The following is an 18,344-nucleotide window of genomic DNA, read 5'->3' as shown; positions in this document are numbered from 1 at the left end:
AAGGAACTGAAATGAAAGCGGCAACCGCTGTAATCGACCGCCGCGCTCTGCGACATAATCTGCAACAGGTGCGCCGCCAGGCGCCGCAAAGTCGCCTGATTGCCGTTGTGAAAGCAAACGCTTATGGACATGGCCTGCTGGAAACAGCGCACACCCTGCAAGATGCCGACTGCTACGGCGTGGCGCGCATTGGCGAAGCGCTAATGTTGCGCTCCGGTGGCATCGTCAAACCAATCTTGATGCTGGAAGGCTTCTTCTCCGCCGAAGATTTGCCCGTGTTGGTAGCCAACAACATCGAAACCGCAGTGCACAGTATCGAGCAGCTTGAAGCGCTGGAGCAGGCCACGTTATCACGTCCGGTGCCCGTGTGGATGAAGCTGGACACCGGCATGCATCGCCTGGGCGTACGCCCGGAGCAGGCTGAGGCCTTCTATCAACGTTTGAGTGCCTGCCGCAACGTCGTGCAGCCCGTCAATATCATGAGCCACTTCAGCCGTGCCGATGAACCCGAATCCGACACGACGCTCAAGCAAATGCAGTGTTTTGAGAACTTTGCCCGTGGCAAACCGGGGCAGCGTTCGATCGCGGCTTCCGGTGGTACGCTGCTGTGGCCGGACGCGCACAACGAATGGGTCCGTCCGGGGATCATTCTTTACGGCGTTTCGCCGATGGACGGTTCCAACGGCTGTCAGTTTGATCTGCAGCCGGCCATGACGCTCAAATCTAACCTGATTGCCGTGCGCGAGCACAAGGCCGGTGAATCTGTCGGCTACGGTGGTACCTGGGTGAGTGAGGGCGATACCCGTTTGGGCGTGGTCGCGATGGGCTATGGTGACGGTTATCCGCGCAGCGCACCTTCCGGCACTCCCGTGTGGCTTAATGGCCGTGAAGTGCCAATCGTGGGCCGTGTGTCGATGGACATGATGTCGGTGGACCTGGGCCCTGATGCGACAGATAAGGTGGGCGATGAAGTGGTGCTGTGGGGTCATGCGTTGCCGGTTGAACGCATTGCGGCCTGCACCGGCATCAGCGCTTACGAACTGATCACCAAGCTGACGCAGCGCGTGGCGATGGAATATATCGGCGAATAGCCTCCCGAGGGGGCCAGCGACAATGTGCTGGCCCCGATCACTTGCGCGTTACTTCTTTACCGCCAACCACTGATCGATAATGCTCTGATACTCACCGGTCGCTTTGGCCAGGTGCAGCCACTGGTCCACATACAGTTTCCAACTCAAATCATCACGCGGCAGCATGTAGGCCTTCTCGCCGTACTGCATCGGTTTGTTCGGATTTACCGCACATAGTTTCGGATAACGCTTTTGCTGATATAACGCTTCGGAAGCGTCAGTGATCATCACATCGGCTTTCTTGTCGACTAACTGTTGGAAAATGCCCACGTTATCATGGGTCAATGTCAGCTTGGCCTTGGGCAGATAGGTGTGCACGAAGGCTTCGTTGGTACCGCCAGCCGGTTCCAGCAGGCGCACTGACGGCTTGTTGATCTGGTCTATGGTGCGGTATTTTTTCACGTCGGTGCAGCGCACCAACGGGATCTTGCCATCGGTATCGAGCTTATCGGCAAAGAACACCTGCCTCTGTCGCTGCAGCGTGACAGAGATCCCACCCATAGCGATATCGCATTTACCGGCGACAAAATCAGGCGTCAGGGTTTTCCAACTGGTTTTCACCCATTTCACTTTGGCTCCCAGGCTCTTGGCCAGCGATTCCGCCATGGTGATATCAATACCTTCATAGCTGCCGTCTTCTTTCAGGAAGGTATAGGGCTTGTAATCGCCAGTCGTGCACACTTCCAGCGTGCCCTGCTGAATGACTTTATCCAGGTGCGATTGGGCGCTGGCGCTCCCGGCGGCAACCAGCAGTGCGAGAGGGAATAGCTTTTTCATCGGCGTCCTTTTTATACATTCGTGGTTTTATGCGCAATTTAGCCGTTAATTGTTGCTGACTTGCGCGAGTTACCCACTTTTTATGCCATGAGTTGGTGGAAACGTTCGGCATTGCTGCTGTGCGCTTCACAACCTCGGCGGGGGGAGGGTATCCACAGTCAAAAAACTGATAGGCTGTAACGTCAACATTTATTAACACAGTTTACAGGTGGCTATGTACAACATTGACGATTTTGATATGAAAATCCTGACGCTGTTACAGACCAATGGCCGTCTGACCAATCAGGAACTGAGCGAATTGGTTGGGCTGTCTGCTTCCCAGTGCTCACGGCGGCGCATCAGCCTGGAGCAGGCACAGCTGATCCGCGGTTATCACGCGCGTTTGGCGCCAGAGGCCGTCGGGCTGGGGCTTGTAGGGCTGATTGAAGTAAGCCTGACTCAGCATGGGCAGGAGCAAATTGACAGTTTCCACCAGATGCTGGAAGAAGTGGACGCCATTCTTGACGCTTATAAAACCACAGGCGACGCTGACTACCTGCTGAAAGTGGCCGTGGCGGATCTGCCGGCGCTGGACGATTTCATCAGTCAGACGCTGTCGCGGCATAAAAGTGTGGCGCATATCAAAACGGCGGTCGTGCTCAACCGTATCAAGGAAAACGGTTTGTTGCCCGTTGCGAGATAAAGCTCAGACCGAATGCCGTTTTCCGTCTATATTAGAGCCTAATGCTGTGCCCCCAAACCCTAATAATCCAGGAGAACAACCCCGTGTTTCAGAACGTTGATGCCTATGCAGGTGACCCGATCCTGTCGCTGATGGAAAAATTCAAAAAAGATCCCCGTTCGCACAAGGTTAACCTGAGTATCGGCCTTTACTATGACGAGCAGGGCATTATCCCGCAGATGAAAGCAGTTGCCGCAGCTGAAACGCAGTTGAACGCGGTGGATCAGGGGGCGTCGGTCTATCTGCCGATGGAAGGCCTGCACCCTTATCGTACTGCGGTTCAACACCTGCTGTTTGGTGCTGAGCACCCGATGTTGCAGCAGGGACGCGTTGCCACCATTCAGACCGTTGGCGGTTCTGGTGCGCTGAAGGTCGGTGCCGACTTCCTGAAAAGCTACTTTCCGGATTCGCAGGTATGGGTCAGCGATCCGACCTGGGAAAACCACATTGCCATCTTTGGCGGTGCCGGTTTCAAGGTGAACACCTATCCGTACTTTGACAACGAAAGCCTGGGTGTGAAATTTGACGCAATGCTCAGCGCGTTGAAACAACTGCCAAAACACAGCATTGCCCTGTTGCACCCATGCTGCCATAACCCGACGGGCTCTGATCTGACAAACGCCCAGTGGGATGACGTGGTTAAGGTGATCGCCGAACGTGAATTGATCCCGTTCCTCGATATCGCCTACCAGGGCTTTGGCGGCGGGATTACCGAAGACGCTTATGCCATTCGCACCCTTGCTGCCGCGGGCTTGCCGTGCCTGGTGAGCAATTCGTTCTCGAAAATTTTCTCGCTGTACGGTGAACGTGTCGGCGGCCTGTCAGTGGTCTGCGAAAGCGAAGAAGCTGCCGGGCGCGTGCTGGGTCAGTTGAAAGCGACGGTTCGCCGCAACTACTCCAGCCCACCGAACTTCGGTGCGCAGGTGGTGGCAAAGGTGCTGAACGATACGCAACTGAAAGCCCAGTGGCTGGCAGAAGTCGAGACTATGCGTAACCGTATCCTTGAGATGCGCAAAACGCTGGTGGAAGCGCTGAAAGTTGCTCTACCGCAGCGTAACTTCGATTACCTGCTGGAACAGCGCGGTATGTTCAGCTACACCGGGTTCAGCGCGGCACAGGTTGATCGCCTGCGTGAAGAGTTTGGTGTGTATCTGATCCACAGCGGCCGTGTTTGTATGGCTGGCTTGAACCATAACAACGTGCATCAGGTGGCCGAGGCGTTTGCCGCGGTGCAGTGATTGCTGTTAGGGTGAACTGACGTTCATCGTCATGCGAAGGGAGCGATAGCGATATCGCTCCCTTTTTTGTTGTCGGTTTGTCGCCGGAGTTGCCGCAAACTGGAGAGAGAATATACTGATTGAGGGGCGCTCACTTATGTGGCATCAGCAAACGCTAATCCTCAGCGCAAAAGCGCGTGGTTTTCATCTGGTTACTGAAGAAATTACCGACCAGCTAACCCACTTACACCGCCTGCAAACTGGCCTGCTGCATCTGTTGTTGCAGCATACCTCGGCTTCGCTGACGCTGAACGAGAACTGTGATCCTACGGTGCGAGCCGATATGGAGCAGCATTTCCTGCGTCAGGTGCCAGAGAACGCACCCTACCAACATGACTATGAAGGGCCGGACGATATGCCGGCGCACATCAAATCCTCTCTGTTGGGCACGTCCTTGACGCTGCCTGTCGGTCACGGGCGACTGATGCTGGGCACATGGCAAGGAATTTGGCTGGGGGAGCACCGCATCCACGGCGGTTCACGCCGGGTTGTGGCCACTTTACAGGGGGAATAACCCAATGAATAACACAGCACTGCTGGAATACTGCATGGCGAAGCCGGGCGCGGAACAGAGCGACCAGAACCAGTGGCAGGCAAGTCAGATCAAGGTTGGTGACGTGATGTTTGCCATGGTGTGCGAGGTGCAGGGGCGGCCGGCACTGGCGGTAAAGTCCAGCCCGGAGCTGGCGGAGAGCTTGCGGGAACACCATCCAGAGATCGTGGCCTGCGAGCGGTTGAACAAGGCACACTGGAATACCGTGTTTCTCGACGGCAACCTGCCGAACTCTCAGTTCTATAGCTTGATCGACAGCTCGTATCAGTTGGTGTTGCAGGGATTACCTGAGCACGTACGCCAAGAACTGCGCGCTTGAATCTTAAGGGGCAGGTACAGACCTGCCTTTTACGATCTTCACCCTTCCTTCAGTTAATCTTCCAAATTGTGAAGTCAGCTTGATTATGGGAACGTTCCCTTTTTAATGTTTGATTGAAACGACTAGGCTTCATTAATCAATAAGCCGAAAGACGAAAGGATGTCATGACATGGCCATGAGTGAAGAAAAACGCAAGATGATTGCGGGTGAATTGTATGACGCTGGTGACGAGTTACTCCGCAGCGAGCGCAAGCGCGCGCGCCAGTTGGTACACCATTATAACCACTCATCTCCGGATGAGGGGGCATTGCGTAAGCAATGGTTGGTGGAGCTTCTGGGTCAATATCAGGGCGGAACCCTCGAACCGACGTTTCGCTGTGATTACGGCTACAACATTTATCTGGGCAAAAACTTCTACGCTAATTTTGATTGCGTGATCCTTGACGTGTGCGAAGTGCATATCGGTGATAACTGCATGTTGGCACCGGGCGTCCATATTTACACCGCTACCCATCCATTGGACGCAGAAACCCGTATCGGCGGGGCAGAGTTTGGCAAACCGGTGCATATTGGTGATAACGTGTGGATCGGTGGTCGGGCAGTGATAAATCCGGGCGTTACGCTGGGGGATAACGTGGTGGTGGCTTCCGGTGCGGTGGTGACTAAAGATGTGCCAGCCAACTGCGTGGTCGGTGGCAACCCGGCGCGAATCATTAAACAACTGTAGGAAAAATCGGGCGCCACAGTGGGCGCCCGAAGTGCTTAGCCGCGCAGTGAATTGATGTCCACCACGAAACGGTATTTCACGTCGCTTTTCAGCATCCGCTCGAAGGCCTGGTTGATTTGCTGCATCGGGATCAGCTCAATATCCGAGGTAATGCCATGTTGGCCGCAAAAATCCAGCATTTCCTGAGTCTCCGCAATGCCGCCGATCAGCGAACCGGCGATACGGCGGCGCTTCATGATCAAATTGAACACCTGCGGTGACGGATGGTCGTGTTCTGGTGCGCCGACCAGCGTCAGGGTACCGTCGCGGCGCAGCAGGTTAAGGAACGGGTTCAGATCGTGCTGGGCTGCGACCGTATTGAGTATAAAGTCGAAGCTGTTGGTGTGTTGGGCCATCTCGTCCGGATTGCGTGAGATCACCACTTCATGCGCGCCAAGGCGTTTGGCGTCCTCGACTTTAGATGTGGAAGTGGTGAACAACACCACATGCGCCCCCATCGCCCGGGCCAATTTGACGCCCATATGCCCCAGCCCGCCGAGGCCAACGATCCCCACCTTTTTACCCGGCCCGGCGCCCCATTGGCGCAGTGGGGAATAGGTGGTGATACCCGCACACAGCAACGGGGCCACTCCGGCAGGATCGAGGTTTTCCGGTACGCGCAGCACGAAGTCCTGATCTACCACCATATCGGTTGAGTAGCCGCCGTAGGTGGTGGCGCCGGTTTGTCGATCCTGTCCGTTATAGGTGCCGGTAAAGCCGTTCTCACAGTATTGCTCCAGCCCTTCGTCACAGCTCGGACAACTGCGGCAGGAATCCACCATACAGCCAACGCCAACCAAGTCGCCGATCTTATAACGTGAAACGTGGCTGCCTACGGCGCTCACTCGACCTACGATTTCGTGGCCGGGCACTACCGGGAAAAGCGTATTGCTCCATTCGTTGCGGGCCTGATGCAAATCAGAATGGCAGACGCCACAGAACAGAACGTTGATTTGCACATCGTGGTCGCGCAGGGTGCGCGGTGTGTAATCAAAAGGAACTAGCGCTGACTTGGCGTCGTGCGCGGCATAGGCATGCGTAATGTTCATGGTAACTCCAGTCATCAATGAGTGGGAGAACAGTTTCCGGCAGCGGATGCCGGTGAGACGCGGCCTGAGTATATCAAGGGGCCACAGAGGGAACGTTGATGATAAAAGCGGTGAGCGAGGAGGGAAATGCCTGAAAATGTCTAAATCTTGCCTGTTTCTGTTCAATTTTACCGAAACAGGTAATAGCGCGGGCCGTCACAGGAACGGCCCGCCGGGCAGGGTTACTTCTTCTTCAGTAATGGCTTGAGGAAACGCGCGGTATGCGACGCTTCGCAGTTGGCCACGGTTTCTGGTGTACCGGCAACCAGGATTTCACCGCCGCCGCTGCCGCCTTCCGGCCCCAGGTCGACAATCCAGTCCGCGGTTTTAATCACGTCCAGGTTGTGTTCAATGACCACGATGGTATTGCCCTGATCGCGCAATTGATGCAGCACCGCCAGCAGTTGCTGAATATCGGCGAAGTGTAAACCGGTTGTAGGTTCATCCAGAATATACAGCGTTTGGCCGGTGCCGCGTTTGGACAGTTCACGCGCCAGTTTGACGCGCTGTGCCTCACCGCCGGACAACGTGGTCGCTGACTGACCAAGACGAATATACGACAGGCCGACTTCCATCAAGGTTTGCAGCTTACGCGCCAATGCCGGTACGGCATCGAAGAAATCGCGCGCTTCTTCGATGGTCATCTCCAGCACTTCGTGGATGCTTTTGCCTTTGTACTTCACTTCCAGCGTTTCACGGTTATAGCGTTTGCCTTTGCACTGGTCGCACGGCACATAAATATCCGGCAGGAAGTGCATTTCGACCTTGATCACACCGTCGCCCTGGCAGGCTTCGCAACGGCCACCCTTAACGTTAAAGCTGAAACGGCCAGGGTTGTAGCCGCGGCTGCGTGATTCCGGCACGCCGGCGAACAGTTCACGTACCGGGGTAAAGATACCGGTGTAGGTTGCCGGGTTGGAACGTGGCGTACGGCCGATCGGGCTTTGATCGATATCGATAACCTTGTCGAAATGCTCCAGACCGTTGACGTCACGGAAGGGAGCCGGTTCGGCAATGGTGGCGCCGTTGAGTTGGCGCTGAGCGATCGGGAACAGCGTGTCGTTGATCAGCGTTGATTTGCCGGAGCCAGAAACCCCGGTAATGCAGGTAAACAGTCCCACCGGCAGTGTCAACGTCACGTCTTTCAGGTTGTTACCCCGTGCGCCGCTCAGCTTCAGCACCTTGGTTGGATCGGCGGGGACGCGTTGTTCCGGAATGGCAATCTCACGTTTGCCACTGAGGAACTGGCCAGTCAGTGATTCCGGCTGTGCCATGATGTCCTCGACGGTGCCTTCCGCCACGACCTGGCCACCGTGAACACCGGCTCCGGGGCCGATATCGATCACGTGATCCGCGGCGCGGATGGCGTCTTCATCGTGTTCTACCACGATCACCGTATTGCCGAGGTTACGCAGGTGGATCAGGGTTTCCAACAGGCGTTCATTGTCGCGCTGGTGCAGGCCAATCGAGGGTTCATCCAGTACGTACATTACGCCCACCAGGCCAGCACCAATCTGGCTGGCCAGACGGATACGCTGTGCTTCGCCACCGGACAATGTTTCTGCCGAGCGTGACAGCGACAGGTAATTCAGGCCGACATTCACCAGGAACTTCAGGCGGTCGCCAATTTCTTTCAGGACTTTCTCAGCGATTTGGGCACGTTGGCCGCTGAGCTTCATGTTCTGGAAGAACGTCATCGCGTGACCGATGCTGAGATCGGAGATTTCCGGCAGCGTCGTGTCTTCAACGAACACGTTACGTGCTTCTTCGCGTAAACGGGTGCCGTGGCAGGAGGCGCAAGGACGGTTGCTGATGAACTTCGCCAGCTCTTCACGCACTGCGCTCGACTCGGTCTCTTTATAGCGGCGTTCCATGTTGTGCAGTACGCCTTCGAACGGATGGCGGCGCACGGTGGTATCACCGCGATCGTTAATGTATTTGAATTCGATCGATTCTTTGCCGGAACCGCTGAGTACTGCTTTTTGCACGTTGGCGTCCAGGCTGTTGAAGGGGGCTTCAACGTCGAACGCGTAATGTTCTGCCAATGAGCGCAACATCTGGAAGTAATAGAAATTACGGCGATCCCAGCCGCGGATTGCGCCACCGGCCAACGAAAGCTCGGGGTTTTGCACCACGCGTTCCGGGTCGAAGAACTGCTGTACACCCAGACCATCACAGGTCGGACAGGCACCGGCTGGGTTGTTGAACGAGAACAGACGGGGTTCCAGTTCGCGCATGCTGTAACCGCAGATTGGGCAGGCAAAGTTGGCGGAGAACAGCAGCTCATCCGCTTTCTCGTCGTCCATATCGGCGACCACTGCGGTACCGCCGGACAGCTCCAGCGCCGTCTCGAACGACTCTGCCAAACGCTGAGACAGATCGTCACGCACTTTAAAGCGATCAACGACCACTTCGATGGTGTGTTTCTTCTGTAATTCCAGCTTAGGCGGATCGGACAGATCGCACACCTCACCGTCGATACGGGCACGGATGTAGCCCTGGCTCGCCAGGTTTTCCAACGTTTTGGTGTGCTCGCCCTTGCGGTCTTTCACGACCGGCGCCAGCAGCATCAGGCGTTTGCCTTCCGGCTGGTTGAGTACGTTGTCCACCATTTGGCTGACAGTTTGCGCCGCCAGCGGTACATGGTGTTCCGGACAGCGTGGTTCGCCGACGCGGGCAAACAACAGGCGCAGATAATCGTGGATCTCGGTGATGGTACCGACCGTGGATCGTGGGTTATGCGAGGTCGATTTCTGCTCGATGGAGATCGCCGGTGACAGACCTTCAATGTGGTCGACGTCCGGTTTTTCCATCAGCGAAAGGAACTGGCGTGCATAGGCGGAGAGCGATTCTACATAGCGACGCTGCCCTTCAGCATACAGAGTATCAAAGGCCAGCGAGGACTTGCCTGAACCGGACAAGCCGGTGACGACGATCAGCTTGTCACGCGGGATAATCAGGTTGATGTTTTTGAGATTATGGGTTCGAGCACCACGAACTTCGATATTATCCATTTACACTTCCCGTCTTGATGATACACCGCGCCTGTCTGGGTTATTTACAGGTTGTTTTGTGATCGAACGCGCAAAAAACCGGCACAGCCAGTACGAAACGCATAATTATGACACAAAAAAACCTGAATGAATATCCAGTACATGAATGCAAGCAAGTCGATCGAAAGGACAATTCTGGAATACAAGACGCAGTAATCAACACGGGTGTCGTTTCAGGCTGAGCGTGTTAAACTTACTCGTTTATACTGTGTAAAAATCAATCATCAGGAGAGTTCTCATGGCCAGCAGAGGCGTAAACAAAGTAATTCTGGTCGGGAATCTGGGCCAAGACCCGGAAGTCCGTTACATGCCGAATGGCGGTGCAGTGGCCAACATTACCCTGGCAACCTCCGAAAGCTGGCGTGACAAGGCAACTGGCGAGCAGAAAGAAAAGACCGAGTGGCACCGTGTTGTGTTGTTCGGCAAGCTGGCTGAAGTGGCGGGCGAATATCTGCGTAAAGGTTCCCAGGTGTACATCGAGGGCGCTCTGCAGACCCGTAAATGGACCGATCAGGCTGGCGTAGAAAAATACACCACCGAAGTTGTGGTTAACGTTGGTGGCACCATGCAGATGCTGGGCGGCCGTCAAGGCGGCGGTGCTCCAGCAGGCGGCGGCCAGGCTTCCGGTGGCCAGGGCGGTTGGGGCCAACCTCAGCAGCCACAGGGTGGCAACCAGTTCAGCGGTGGTCAGCAAGCTCGTCCAGCGCAGAACAATGCACCGGCTGCCAGCAGCAACGAACCACCAATGGACTTCGACGACGATATTCCTTTCTGATATCCGTTGCCTGAAGCCAATAAAAAAGCCCCGAAAGGGGCTTTTTGCTTTTCTGAGAAAGATTAAGCCGAGAAGCCGCCGTCAATGCTCAGGCTGGCGCCGGTGATATATCCCGCTTCAGGGCCGGCGAGGTAAGCGACGAAACTGGCGATCTCTTCATCTTTACCGTAGCGGCCGATGCAATTCCGTCACGCCCATGCCGCCAAACTTCTTCTTCCAATTGTAAAAAGTAGCCTCAGAAATCCCCATCTATCTACACACTTCCTCCACCCGAGTGCCGGTTTCTGTCTGTTTAAGGGCAAAGGCTATCTGTTCTTCGGTATAACGGGTCTTTTTCATGGTTGATATGCCTCTCAGTGAGATGAAAGAAAGACCGGATACTTCAGTTTAGACTGGCATTGTTTTCAGGGGGAGATCAGGGGAGAGCAAATGTCGGAAGAGCTCTAAAAGTGAACGGACTATTTTAAGGGGATACTTACACCGCTATGATGCCATAAACCGGTTAATCGCGAGCGGCAGCTCCTGGAGCCAAGTACAGAGGGTTCTTGGTTGTAGCAGGGTGACGATCAGCAACGCTGTTAAACTTAAACAATGTGGCAATGGGAAGACATCGGGTAAGGTGGAAACGCAGGAATAGTTAATTTTTTCCCGTTCAGCGTGCTGTGCTAATGTCCGTATACATTAGCATCAGCAGGCCCGTTTCTCACTCGATACACAGGATGCGCTGCAGCTGCTACAGGGCTGGGGCTGACCGTAAAAGCGCAACGGAAAGATTATCTGCCAGCGGTGTAGTCATAACTTGATCGAGCAGGCGTGTTAGACCAGCATTGTCTGTAATCCTGAAGATATCCTTATCGTCCAGCTGGCTCCAGAAGCCATCCGAGCAGACAAGGATGCATTCATTATTGCTCACAGGTTTACTTTCCCAGTCAGGCAAATATTTTAATCCTTGGCCAGCATGCCGTGTGAGTTTATTACGATAGGGGTGGAAGCGAATTTTTTCTGCGATACAACGCCCGCTTTCTACCGTAAGTTGTGCAATAGAGTGATCTTCCGTACGGAGATTTTCTGCAGGCCAGTAAATTCGCGTATCTCCCAGTGTGGTATATCGATAATTCGCCGCATCCGATACGACAAAGGCCAGGCTGGCTTTACCCGGATAGCAGTCAGTTTGCTGCAATAACCGGACGATCTCATCGCAGATATCATCACAGTCAATCCCGGAATCCTTCAGCAGTGAAAGCTGTTCTGTCAGCCAGTCTACATAGTGTGGTTTTGCTGAACAGCTGGAATAACCATCTGCAAGCATAAAAACCCTGCAACGGCCTGTTTCAACAGCAATATAACGATCAAGCTGCTCTTCCCGTGATCCTTGATTACAGTAGAAAAAATCAGTGCTGAACATTCTGCCACCCGGAGACCATATCCCACGGTAGTGAAGCATAAAACGTACGCAGTCGATCGTAAGCCTGGTTGAAATCCGGGAGCTCTCCCTCTATTTCATCTATAAGAAGCTCATATTCTCTCGACGACCGTTCCCGAATGTCAGGATTGTTTAACGTGTCCGGATTCACAGTGCCAGCAGGAAGACGACCTACTGATTTATCCAGTAAAGTGGTCAAAATGGTAAGTTTTTCTTTTTCATCCGGGGTAACGGTTTTCAGAAGCAGATTGAGATCATAAACGTCCTGTCGGCGTGCGCGGTTACGCTCAACCTGCTGGATGACAGAACGGATTTTCTCGGCAACCAGATCTGTAAAACTGTAGGCCTGGATTTCTTCCTCGTCTGTCAGCGTGATGTGATCAACTGCGTGGCTGTTCTCATTGAAGCTATAGTCAATCTTGACCGTATTAGGTGATTGTCCGTTTTTGAAACGGTTCATTTCGGCTTCATGAGTGCGGCGTGCATATCCGATTGTTAGTTTAAAAGAGGGGAATGTGGCGTTTTCGACATCCTTTGGCTGTATTGCAAGTTTCTGCACGCCGCAGATTACTTGGTAAGGCAGTTCGTCAGAAGCAATCTGCAAGGCTTCTTCCAGTTCTTGACGAAATTGAGCTTCATCAATATCGGCATAACGCATGCTGGTCGAAAAATCGATGTCTTCAGTAAACCTCGAACTCTGATAGCGTAGGCCTAACAGCATACCGCCTTTCATGATCATACGAGGTTTCAGATATTCACTTGAGGCAATGGCTTGTAGCACGATATGTACTGCTTGACGAAACGTTACACGATCCCTGGGCGCAGCAGCTATCCAGTCTTCAATTGAATATTCCATAGTACTTAATAAAGTCAGTTGTTAATTGAGATACACCATACCTCGGAATATTCATTTTTGTAAGGATTTGACGCTACCAACTTTCTACTTCCTCCACGCTGTACGCCAGCCTTCCAGCTATCAATAGTCCGGTGCGACAAGCTGCATATCTCTTCCAGTACATAACCGGTTCGTGCCTTATCGATACTGGTTCCTGTTTTATCCACGGTTTTGACAATCACTGGTAAATGTTCTGCCGCATATTCCTGAAAAATGTCCTGTACGTGTGCATATCCGCCACACATATCTGGCTCACGAAGCATATCGAGAAAGGTCTCCCCAATAGTGGTAACTCGTATTCCTCCGGAAGCATGGAGATCAGCCCTGAGTCGGTAATTTCTACGGGTATGCTGATGTAACTCCTTACCGTCAATTTTTTCGTGCGAAGTGAATCCGCGAACCATCAAAGGTTGTTCGTTCTGCAGATCGGGAAACTTTTCCTTCAGTTGCGTCAGCTGCTGATTTCTGGCCGTACTCAGTGGAGCCTGAATAAGGTGAAGGACATGAGGAATACGGTCAGTGATCCCATGCCATTCCATTGCTGAAAGATAGGCAAGATGTGACCACGGAGTAAGGTTGCAGACGATCTGCTGCGCGGTAGCCGCATCCCGGTTACTCAGCTGCCAAACGTAACCTGAAATAACAGGTGAGAGGATGCCCTGCTCGATGATACTCGCCAGATTATCTGTAAGCACACGGGAATCTGGCTCGGGTGACTGTATTTTCCCAATCCTGCTACCTTCAAATGTTTTGTCACGGTACAACGCATAAAGATAAGCATTGAACTCATGGAGGGCGATGACAGGTTTAGGATGATGGTTTAACAGCGTCAGCCTCATGGCTTCGCGTAAAGAAATTGTTTTTATCATGATGTATATGCCAATGTATAAGTCCTTAGGACTTATACATTGGCAATTGTGAATTGTCAATAAATTTTTGAGCATGGTTGTAGATAACTTACTGAATTGAGATGGCTAAAAAATTAAGCTTGACAATAAGGTGCTGTCACCATAATAATGTCCTTAGGACATTATTATGGTGACAGTTATTGGTTTTGTTTTGATAGAACAGTAGCAACTCATATCACCTGACATTGAGATCAAAATCTCCCGCCGTAAATCAGGTTGTCGCATCAGTGGTTTATTGAGTCTTTCTTGCAGACTTTATCAGGGTGAGAAACAAGGTGTCTGAAGTCCAAACTATGAGCAGCGGTGGGAACAGCAGAAACAAGGAATAGCTAGAGCAAGGAAGGGAAGTATAGGTCGTCAGCCTGATCAGTCCCGGTACGATGCAATCAATGAACTGCTTATTGGCCCAATGGGAGCTAAGCTGCGATTTGCAACATTTTAGCTCTGTCCGCAACCGGACGGTATCGGACAGCCATAATGATACCGTCCGAAACTAAGCAAAATGACTTTCGGACGCATCATCCCATTCGTACACCATTTTCGGACAATTAAGTGTCTCAAACGAAATATGACTAAAATTTAGTTATAACAATGAGTTGTTATAGATGTCGCATTTTTCAGTTTCGCCCCCACTAGGCCATGTAGGATTCCGAATTTTACGGATTCAATTGCACATCCTGCTTTTTTCTCAAGCAAACATGGGTTTAGCGGGTTTACAACTAAACTGTCCCAGCAGTTGTTCGAAGAAAACATACGTGTTACAGGGCTATACCCACCGGATTTCGAACTTACTGGGTTAGAGACAATTGTCGATAGGGGGAGCGTCTGATGAATGGGCGATCGGTCTGGGAAACGATTCGTTTTGTGCTGGCTCAACCTCGTAGTTGCCATATAAGTAGCATCGACTTTCAAGGCCCAACGCGCGAAGACCTGAATGTTAGGGGCTGAATCTGGTGACGTTGAACAGAATAGTCAACGTCCACTCCTCGCTCGATGCGGACCATCAACGACTGAAGAAGAGAAAAGTAAAGTTTGGCGTGCTTAGTTGACGGATTTTTTACGATAAATTCTACGAAAAGCATCATGATAATTATTAACCATTTAATAAATAATGGTTTATTATATTTTTGATGTATAAGAGGTGGTTATAACCTTTCTGATATCAGGCCGTCTGAAGCCAATAAAAAAGCCCCGAAAGGGGCTTTTTGCTTTTCTGAGAAAGATTAAGCCGAGAAGCCGCCGTCAATGCTCAGGCTGGCGCCGGTGATATATCCCGCTTCAGGGCCGGCGAGGTAAGCGACGAAACTGGCGATCTCTTCATCTTTACCATAACGGCTGATCGCCATCATCGCTTTCAACTGCTCGGCGAAATCCCCGCTGGCCGGGTTCATATCAGTATCCACAGGGCCGGGCTGAACGTTATTGACGGTGATACCGCGCGGGCCGAGATCGCGTGCCATACCTTTGGTCAGGCCGACCAGCGCAGATTTGCTCATGGCATAGACTGCGCCGCCGGCAAAAGGCATACGTTCAGCATTGGTGCTGCCAATATTGATGATGCGGCCGCCGTCATTCATATGGCGGGCGGCTTCCTGGCTGGCGACAAACACGCTGCGTACGTTAACTGCCAGAGTGCGATCAAGATCTTCCAGCGGCAGTTCTTCGGTGCTGCCCATCGCCAGCACGCCGGCGTTATTCACCAGAATATCCAGATTGCCGAAGCTATTTACGGCCTGGCGTACCGCTTGTTGCAGTGCGGCAGCGTCGGCGCTATCAGCCTTGATGGCCAGGGCTTTGCCTCCGGCGGAAATGATGTCATTGACCACCGCATCGGCTTTATCAGCAGAGGCTACGTAGGTTAATGCGACGGCGGCGCCTTCGCGCGCCAGACGTTTGGCAATGGCGGCACCAATGCCACGTGAACCGCCCTGAACGAATGCGACTTTGCCTTTCAAAGAGAGAGTTGCGGACATGATGTTTCTCCAAAGTGGGGATGAGGTTAAAGAATCTACCGGTTCAGTATCGGAGAAGCGCGGATCGGTAACTAGCCCAAAAGAGCTATAATCAGAGTAAACCATAGGTTTGAAATCAGCGGGAAAACCATGCTTGGTCATCTGGAATGTTTTGTCAGCAGTGCAGAGAGTGGCAGTTTTTCCGCTGCTGGCCGCAAGCTGGGTATCAGCTCTGCCGCGGTGGGGAAGAACGTTACCAAACTGGAAACGCTGGTGGGCGTGCGGCTGTTTCAGCGTAATACACGCAAATTGACCCTGACCGAAGAGGGTGAGCGTTTTTTGCAGGACGTTCGCAGCGGTTTACTGTCGATCCAATGTGCATTGAAAGGGGTGAGCAGCAGTGGTGGGGTCGCCGTTGGGACGTTGAAGGTCAGTATGGGCACCGCCTTTGGTCTGCATTTTGTGCTGCCAATGTTGCCGGACTTTCTCGCCCGTTATCCGTCGATTGTTCCAGACTGGCATTTTGATAATCGTCAGGTGGACCTGATCGGTGAGCATTTCGATGTGGCAATGGGCGGGGGCATCGAGCTGCCACAGGGGATGATCGCCCGTGAACTGGCGCCCGCACACGGCGTACTGGTCGCTTCTGCCGAGTATCTGCAGCGGCACCCGAGACTTCAGCAGCCAGAGCAGTTAGCGGAACATGCGGGTATTTTTATCCGTTCGCCGCAAACAGGGCGAATCCGCAACTTGCCGTTGCGAAATGCAGATAACGAGCAACGGGTACCGGCTATGGCAATAAAAATGACGGTGAATGAGCCAGAAGCGGCGGCCCGGGCGGCGGAAATGGGGCTGGGTATTGCACTCATCAGTATGCCAAATGCCTTGCCCTTTCTGGAAAGTGGCCGCTTGATGCGGGTGTTGCCAGGTTGGTATGTCGACCGCGGTAGCCTGTGCCTGTACTTCCCTACCACCAAGTTCTTGCCAACCAAAACCCGAGTGTTCGTCGATTACATTACCGAACAATTCCGACAGCAGAAGCTGGCCGCCCGTTTTGACGCCCGCTAGAAACGAGAAAAGCCCCTTTCGGGGCTTCTTTCTTCCGTCAGTTAACTGTCTGACGATCAGTTGAAAATCTCTGCGGTACCGTAAAGTTTGTTCTGGCCGCCGGCAGCAATGATGCGATAAGAGCTGGCGCCTGACGCTGCAGCTTTGCTAGCCAATTCGCTTTCCAATGCACTCAGGTTAGAGGCACCGCTAACGGATACGACACCGATTTTCTGGGCGTCGGCAGCAGGTTGACTGGTCAGTTGGTCAGCGGCAACGCTAGCGAAAGAAGCGGTAGTCAGCAGTAGAGCAGTAGCAAAAATTTTGATGTTTTTCATGATTCATTCCTCAGGGTATTTTAGGGTTGAGAGGTTGTCGTCTCTCGATGTGTTAGATAATAGGCTGACGCGGCTGAATAGAAAATCGGAGAGTTTTGATAATCTCTATCAAATAAATTGACTTATTTCTGAGCGGCGCGGCTTGCGCTGGCGTACCGGAAAAATCGCCACTACCCTTTGAGTAAGCAGGAACCTTAGAGGAGTAAATGGCATGTCAGTCAACGCGTTTATTGGCAGCTGGTCATTGGTGTCTTCTGTCTTCAAAGGGGAGGACGGCAGGGTCAATCACCCGCTGGGCGAGCAGGTGCTGGGTCGCATTAACTACGAGCCCAATGGCACCATGGCGGCGCAGCTATATAGCGCTACCCGGCCATGCTTTGTCGCCGACGATCTGGCGCAGGGCACCGACCAGGAAACCCACGCCGCCTTTATCAATATGATTTGTTATTTTGGTCGCTATCAGGTGGATGAGAGCGACCAGCGGGTAGTGCATCAGGTTGAAGGCAGCTCGTTCCCCAATTGGATCGGTAGCCGGCAGGAGCGCTTTTATCATTTCTCCGGCGATCGTCTCCAACTGCGTACGGTACCGCTGCAGCTTGGCAACGGCGTGCAGATCGGCGAATTGGTGTGGCAACGGATAGGAGCGTCCTCATGATCATTGTTCACCATCTGAACAACTCGCGTTCGCAGCGTATTCTGTGGTTTTTGGAAGAGTTGGATGTGCCCTATCAGGTACAGCGCTATGAGCGTGATCCACAGACTATGTTGGCGCCGCCAGCCTTGAAGAAGATCCATCCGTTGGGCAAGTCGCCGGTGATTGTCGATGGCGATCTGACGCTGGCGGAATCCGGTGCCATTATTGAATACCTGCAGGAAGCCTACGATGCGCAGGGGCAGTTTATTCCCACCGATTACCATGCCCGTCAGCAGTACCGATACTGGCTGCATTATGCCGAAGGTTCGCTAATGCCATTACTGGTGATGAAATTGGTGTTCAGCCGCTTGGGTCAGCCACCCATACCCTGGCTGCTCAGGCCCGTCGCGGGGGCGATTGGCAAAGGCGTGCAGCGTGAGTACCTGGACAAACAGATCGCGCCGCATTGCGACTATCTGGAACAACACCTGAGCAAAAATACCTGGTTTGTCGGTAATGAGTTCAGCGCGGCGGATATCCAGATGAGCTTCCCGCTGGAAGCGATGGCGGCGCGCGGCGCACTGGACGCTTGCCCGAAATTGCGTGGTTATCTGCAGCGTATTCATTCACGTCCAGCCTATCAGCGCGCTCTGGATCAGGGGGGACCTTATGACCTGCTGAGTTAAGA

At 53.0% G+C, this 18,344-nt stretch carries 18 protein-coding genes and 3 pseudogenes; 11 read left to right on the top strand and 10 right to left on the bottom strand.

Annotated features, from left to right (window positions below):
- Positions 1-11: 11 nt before the first annotated feature.
- Positions 12-1,091, top strand: coding sequence for an alanine racemase (gene alr, locus ACI2J2_RS17940; protein ID WP_209637021.1), 1,080 nt, complete (start codon positions 12-14; stop codon positions 1,089-1,091).
- A gap of 48 nt (positions 1,092-1,139) precedes the next feature.
- Here alr and ACI2J2_RS17935 read toward each other — a convergent pair whose 3' ends face one another.
- Positions 1,140-1,907 (bottom strand): transporter substrate-binding domain-containing protein, encoded by a 768-nt coding sequence (locus tag ACI2J2_RS17935; RefSeq protein WP_404760544.1) that lies wholly within the window; start codon positions 1,905-1,907, stop codon positions 1,140-1,142.
- Between the two features lie 214 nt (positions 1,908-2,121).
- On the opposite strand from ACI2J2_RS17935, the gene ACI2J2_RS17930 reads away from it, so the two are divergent.
- The 5 genes from ACI2J2_RS17930 (at position 2,122) to maa (ending at position 5,504) form a co-directional block, all read left to right on the top strand.
- A complete protein-coding gene (locus ACI2J2_RS17930; protein WP_209637025.1) occupies positions 2,122-2,589 on the top strand; it encodes an Lrp/AsnC family transcriptional regulator in 468 nt (155 codons plus the stop codon).
- A gap of 83 nt (positions 2,590-2,672) precedes the next feature.
- Positions 2,673-3,866 carry an amino acid aminotransferase gene (locus ACI2J2_RS17925; protein ID WP_209637027.1) on the top strand — a complete coding sequence of 398 codons (1,194 nt, stop codon included), beginning with the start codon at positions 2,673-2,675 and terminating at the stop codon, positions 3,864-3,866.
- 136 nt (positions 3,867-4,002) lie between these two features.
- Positions 4,003-4,419, top strand: a complete 417-nt coding sequence (locus ACI2J2_RS17920; RefSeq protein WP_017894193.1) for a secondary thiamine-phosphate synthase enzyme YjbQ — start codon at positions 4,003-4,005, stop codon at positions 4,417-4,419.
- Between the two features lie 4 nt (positions 4,420-4,423).
- Positions 4,424-4,777, top strand: a complete 354-nt coding sequence (locus tag ACI2J2_RS17915; protein ID WP_209637029.1) for an MmcQ/YjbR family DNA-binding protein — start codon at positions 4,424-4,426, stop codon at positions 4,775-4,777.
- 169 nt (positions 4,778-4,946) lie between these two features.
- The gene (gene maa, locus ACI2J2_RS17910) at positions 4,947-5,504 is read left to right on the top strand and encodes a maltose O-acetyltransferase (protein WP_404760543.1); all 558 of its coding nucleotides are present in this window, start codon (positions 4,947-4,949) and stop codon (positions 5,502-5,504) included.
- Positions 5,505-5,539: 35 nt separating this feature from the next.
- Here the strand turns inward: maa and ACI2J2_RS17905 are convergent, their stop codons facing one another.
- Both ACI2J2_RS17905 and uvrA read right to left on the bottom strand, forming a co-directional pair.
- Positions 5,540-6,592 (bottom strand): NAD(P)-dependent alcohol dehydrogenase, encoded by a 1,053-nt coding sequence (locus tag ACI2J2_RS17905; RefSeq protein ID WP_209637031.1) that lies wholly within the window; start codon positions 6,590-6,592, stop codon positions 5,540-5,542.
- 221 nt (positions 6,593-6,813) lie between these two features.
- Positions 6,814-9,645 carry an excinuclease ABC subunit UvrA gene (gene uvrA / locus ACI2J2_RS17900; RefSeq protein WP_209637033.1) on the bottom strand — a complete coding sequence of 944 codons (2,832 nt, stop codon included), beginning with the start codon at positions 9,643-9,645 and terminating at the stop codon, positions 6,814-6,816.
- Positions 9,646-9,922: 277 nt separating this feature from the next.
- Between uvrA and ssb1 the strand changes: the two genes are divergently transcribed.
- Positions 9,923-10,459 (top strand): single-stranded DNA-binding protein SSB1, encoded by a 537-nt coding sequence (gene ssb1 / locus ACI2J2_RS17895; protein ID WP_020837150.1) that lies wholly within the window; start codon positions 9,923-9,925, stop codon positions 10,457-10,459.
- A 62-nt stretch (positions 10,460-10,521) separates the two neighbouring features.
- On the opposite strand, the pseudogene ACI2J2_RS17890 reads toward ssb1, so the two are convergent.
- From ACI2J2_RS17890 to ACI2J2_RS17870, 5 genes and pseudogenes are all read right to left on the bottom strand, one after another.
- A pseudogene (locus ACI2J2_RS17890) lies at positions 10,522-10,638 on the bottom strand (SDR family oxidoreductase); the annotation flags it as partial.
- A pseudogene (locus ACI2J2_RS17885) lies at positions 10,634-10,798 on the bottom strand (transposase); the annotation flags it as partial. The pseudogenes ACI2J2_RS17885 and ACI2J2_RS17890, both read right to left, overlap by 5 nt.
- 394 nt (positions 10,799-11,192) lie before the next feature.
- Positions 11,193-11,864: a PP2C family protein-serine/threonine phosphatase gene (locus ACI2J2_RS17880; protein ID WP_404760542.1), complete on the bottom strand. Its 672-nt coding sequence runs from the start codon at positions 11,862-11,864 to the stop codon at positions 11,193-11,195.
- Positions 11,851-12,738, bottom strand: coding sequence for a nucleotidyl transferase AbiEii/AbiGii toxin family protein (locus tag ACI2J2_RS17875; RefSeq protein ID WP_404760541.1), 888 nt, complete (start codon positions 12,736-12,738; stop codon positions 11,851-11,853). The genes ACI2J2_RS17880 and ACI2J2_RS17875 overlap by 14 nt, the downstream gene beginning before the upstream one ends.
- Positions 12,739-12,752: 14 nt before the next feature.
- Complete coding sequence (locus tag ACI2J2_RS17870; protein ID WP_404760540.1) at positions 12,753-13,646, bottom strand: hypothetical protein; 894 nt, start codon at positions 13,644-13,646, stop codon at positions 12,753-12,755.
- Positions 13,647-14,436: 790 nt separating this feature from the next.
- Between ACI2J2_RS17870 and ACI2J2_RS17865 the strand changes: the two are divergent.
- Positions 14,437-14,633 (top strand): annotated as a pseudogene (locus tag ACI2J2_RS17865) (hypothetical protein).
- A gap of 275 nt (positions 14,634-14,908) precedes the next feature.
- On the opposite strand, the gene ACI2J2_RS17860 reads toward ACI2J2_RS17865, so the two are convergent.
- The gene (locus ACI2J2_RS17860; RefSeq protein WP_404760539.1) at positions 14,909-15,658 is read right to left on the bottom strand and encodes a 3-oxoacyl-ACP reductase family protein; all 750 of its coding nucleotides are present in this window, start codon (positions 15,656-15,658) and stop codon (positions 14,909-14,911) included.
- 129 nt (positions 15,659-15,787) lie between these two features.
- On the opposite strand from ACI2J2_RS17860, the gene ACI2J2_RS17855 reads away from it, so the two are divergent.
- Entirely contained in the window at positions 15,788-16,705 is a 918-nt protein-coding gene (locus ACI2J2_RS17855) for a LysR family transcriptional regulator (RefSeq protein WP_404760538.1), read from the top strand.
- 56 nt (positions 16,706-16,761) lie between these two features.
- Here ACI2J2_RS17855 and ACI2J2_RS17850 read toward each other — a convergent pair whose 3' ends face one another.
- A complete protein-coding gene (locus ACI2J2_RS17850) occupies positions 16,762-17,022 on the bottom strand; it encodes a YdgH/BhsA/McbA-like domain containing protein (RefSeq protein ID WP_209637039.1) in 261 nt (86 codons plus the stop codon).
- A 211-nt stretch (positions 17,023-17,233) separates the two neighbouring features.
- On the opposite strand from ACI2J2_RS17850, the gene ACI2J2_RS17845 reads away from it, so the two are divergent.
- Complete coding sequence (locus ACI2J2_RS17845; RefSeq protein WP_209637041.1) at positions 17,234-17,677, top strand: lipocalin-like domain-containing protein; 444 nt, start codon at positions 17,234-17,236, stop codon at positions 17,675-17,677.
- Positions 17,674-18,342, top strand: a complete 669-nt coding sequence (locus ACI2J2_RS17840) for a glutathione S-transferase family protein (protein ID WP_265556950.1) — start codon at positions 17,674-17,676, stop codon at positions 18,340-18,342. The genes ACI2J2_RS17845 and ACI2J2_RS17840 overlap by 4 nt, the downstream gene beginning before the upstream one ends.
- The last annotated feature ends 2 nt before the right edge of the window (positions 18,343-18,344 follow it).

The sequence above is a fragment of the Serratia sp. NPDC087055 genome (genome assembly GCF_044900985.1).
Taxonomy (GTDB): domain Bacteria; phylum Pseudomonadota; class Gammaproteobacteria; order Enterobacterales; family Enterobacteriaceae; genus Serratia.
The sequence above is the reverse complement of the archived record's forward strand: the minus strand, read 5'-3'. Positions and strand labels throughout refer to the sequence as shown.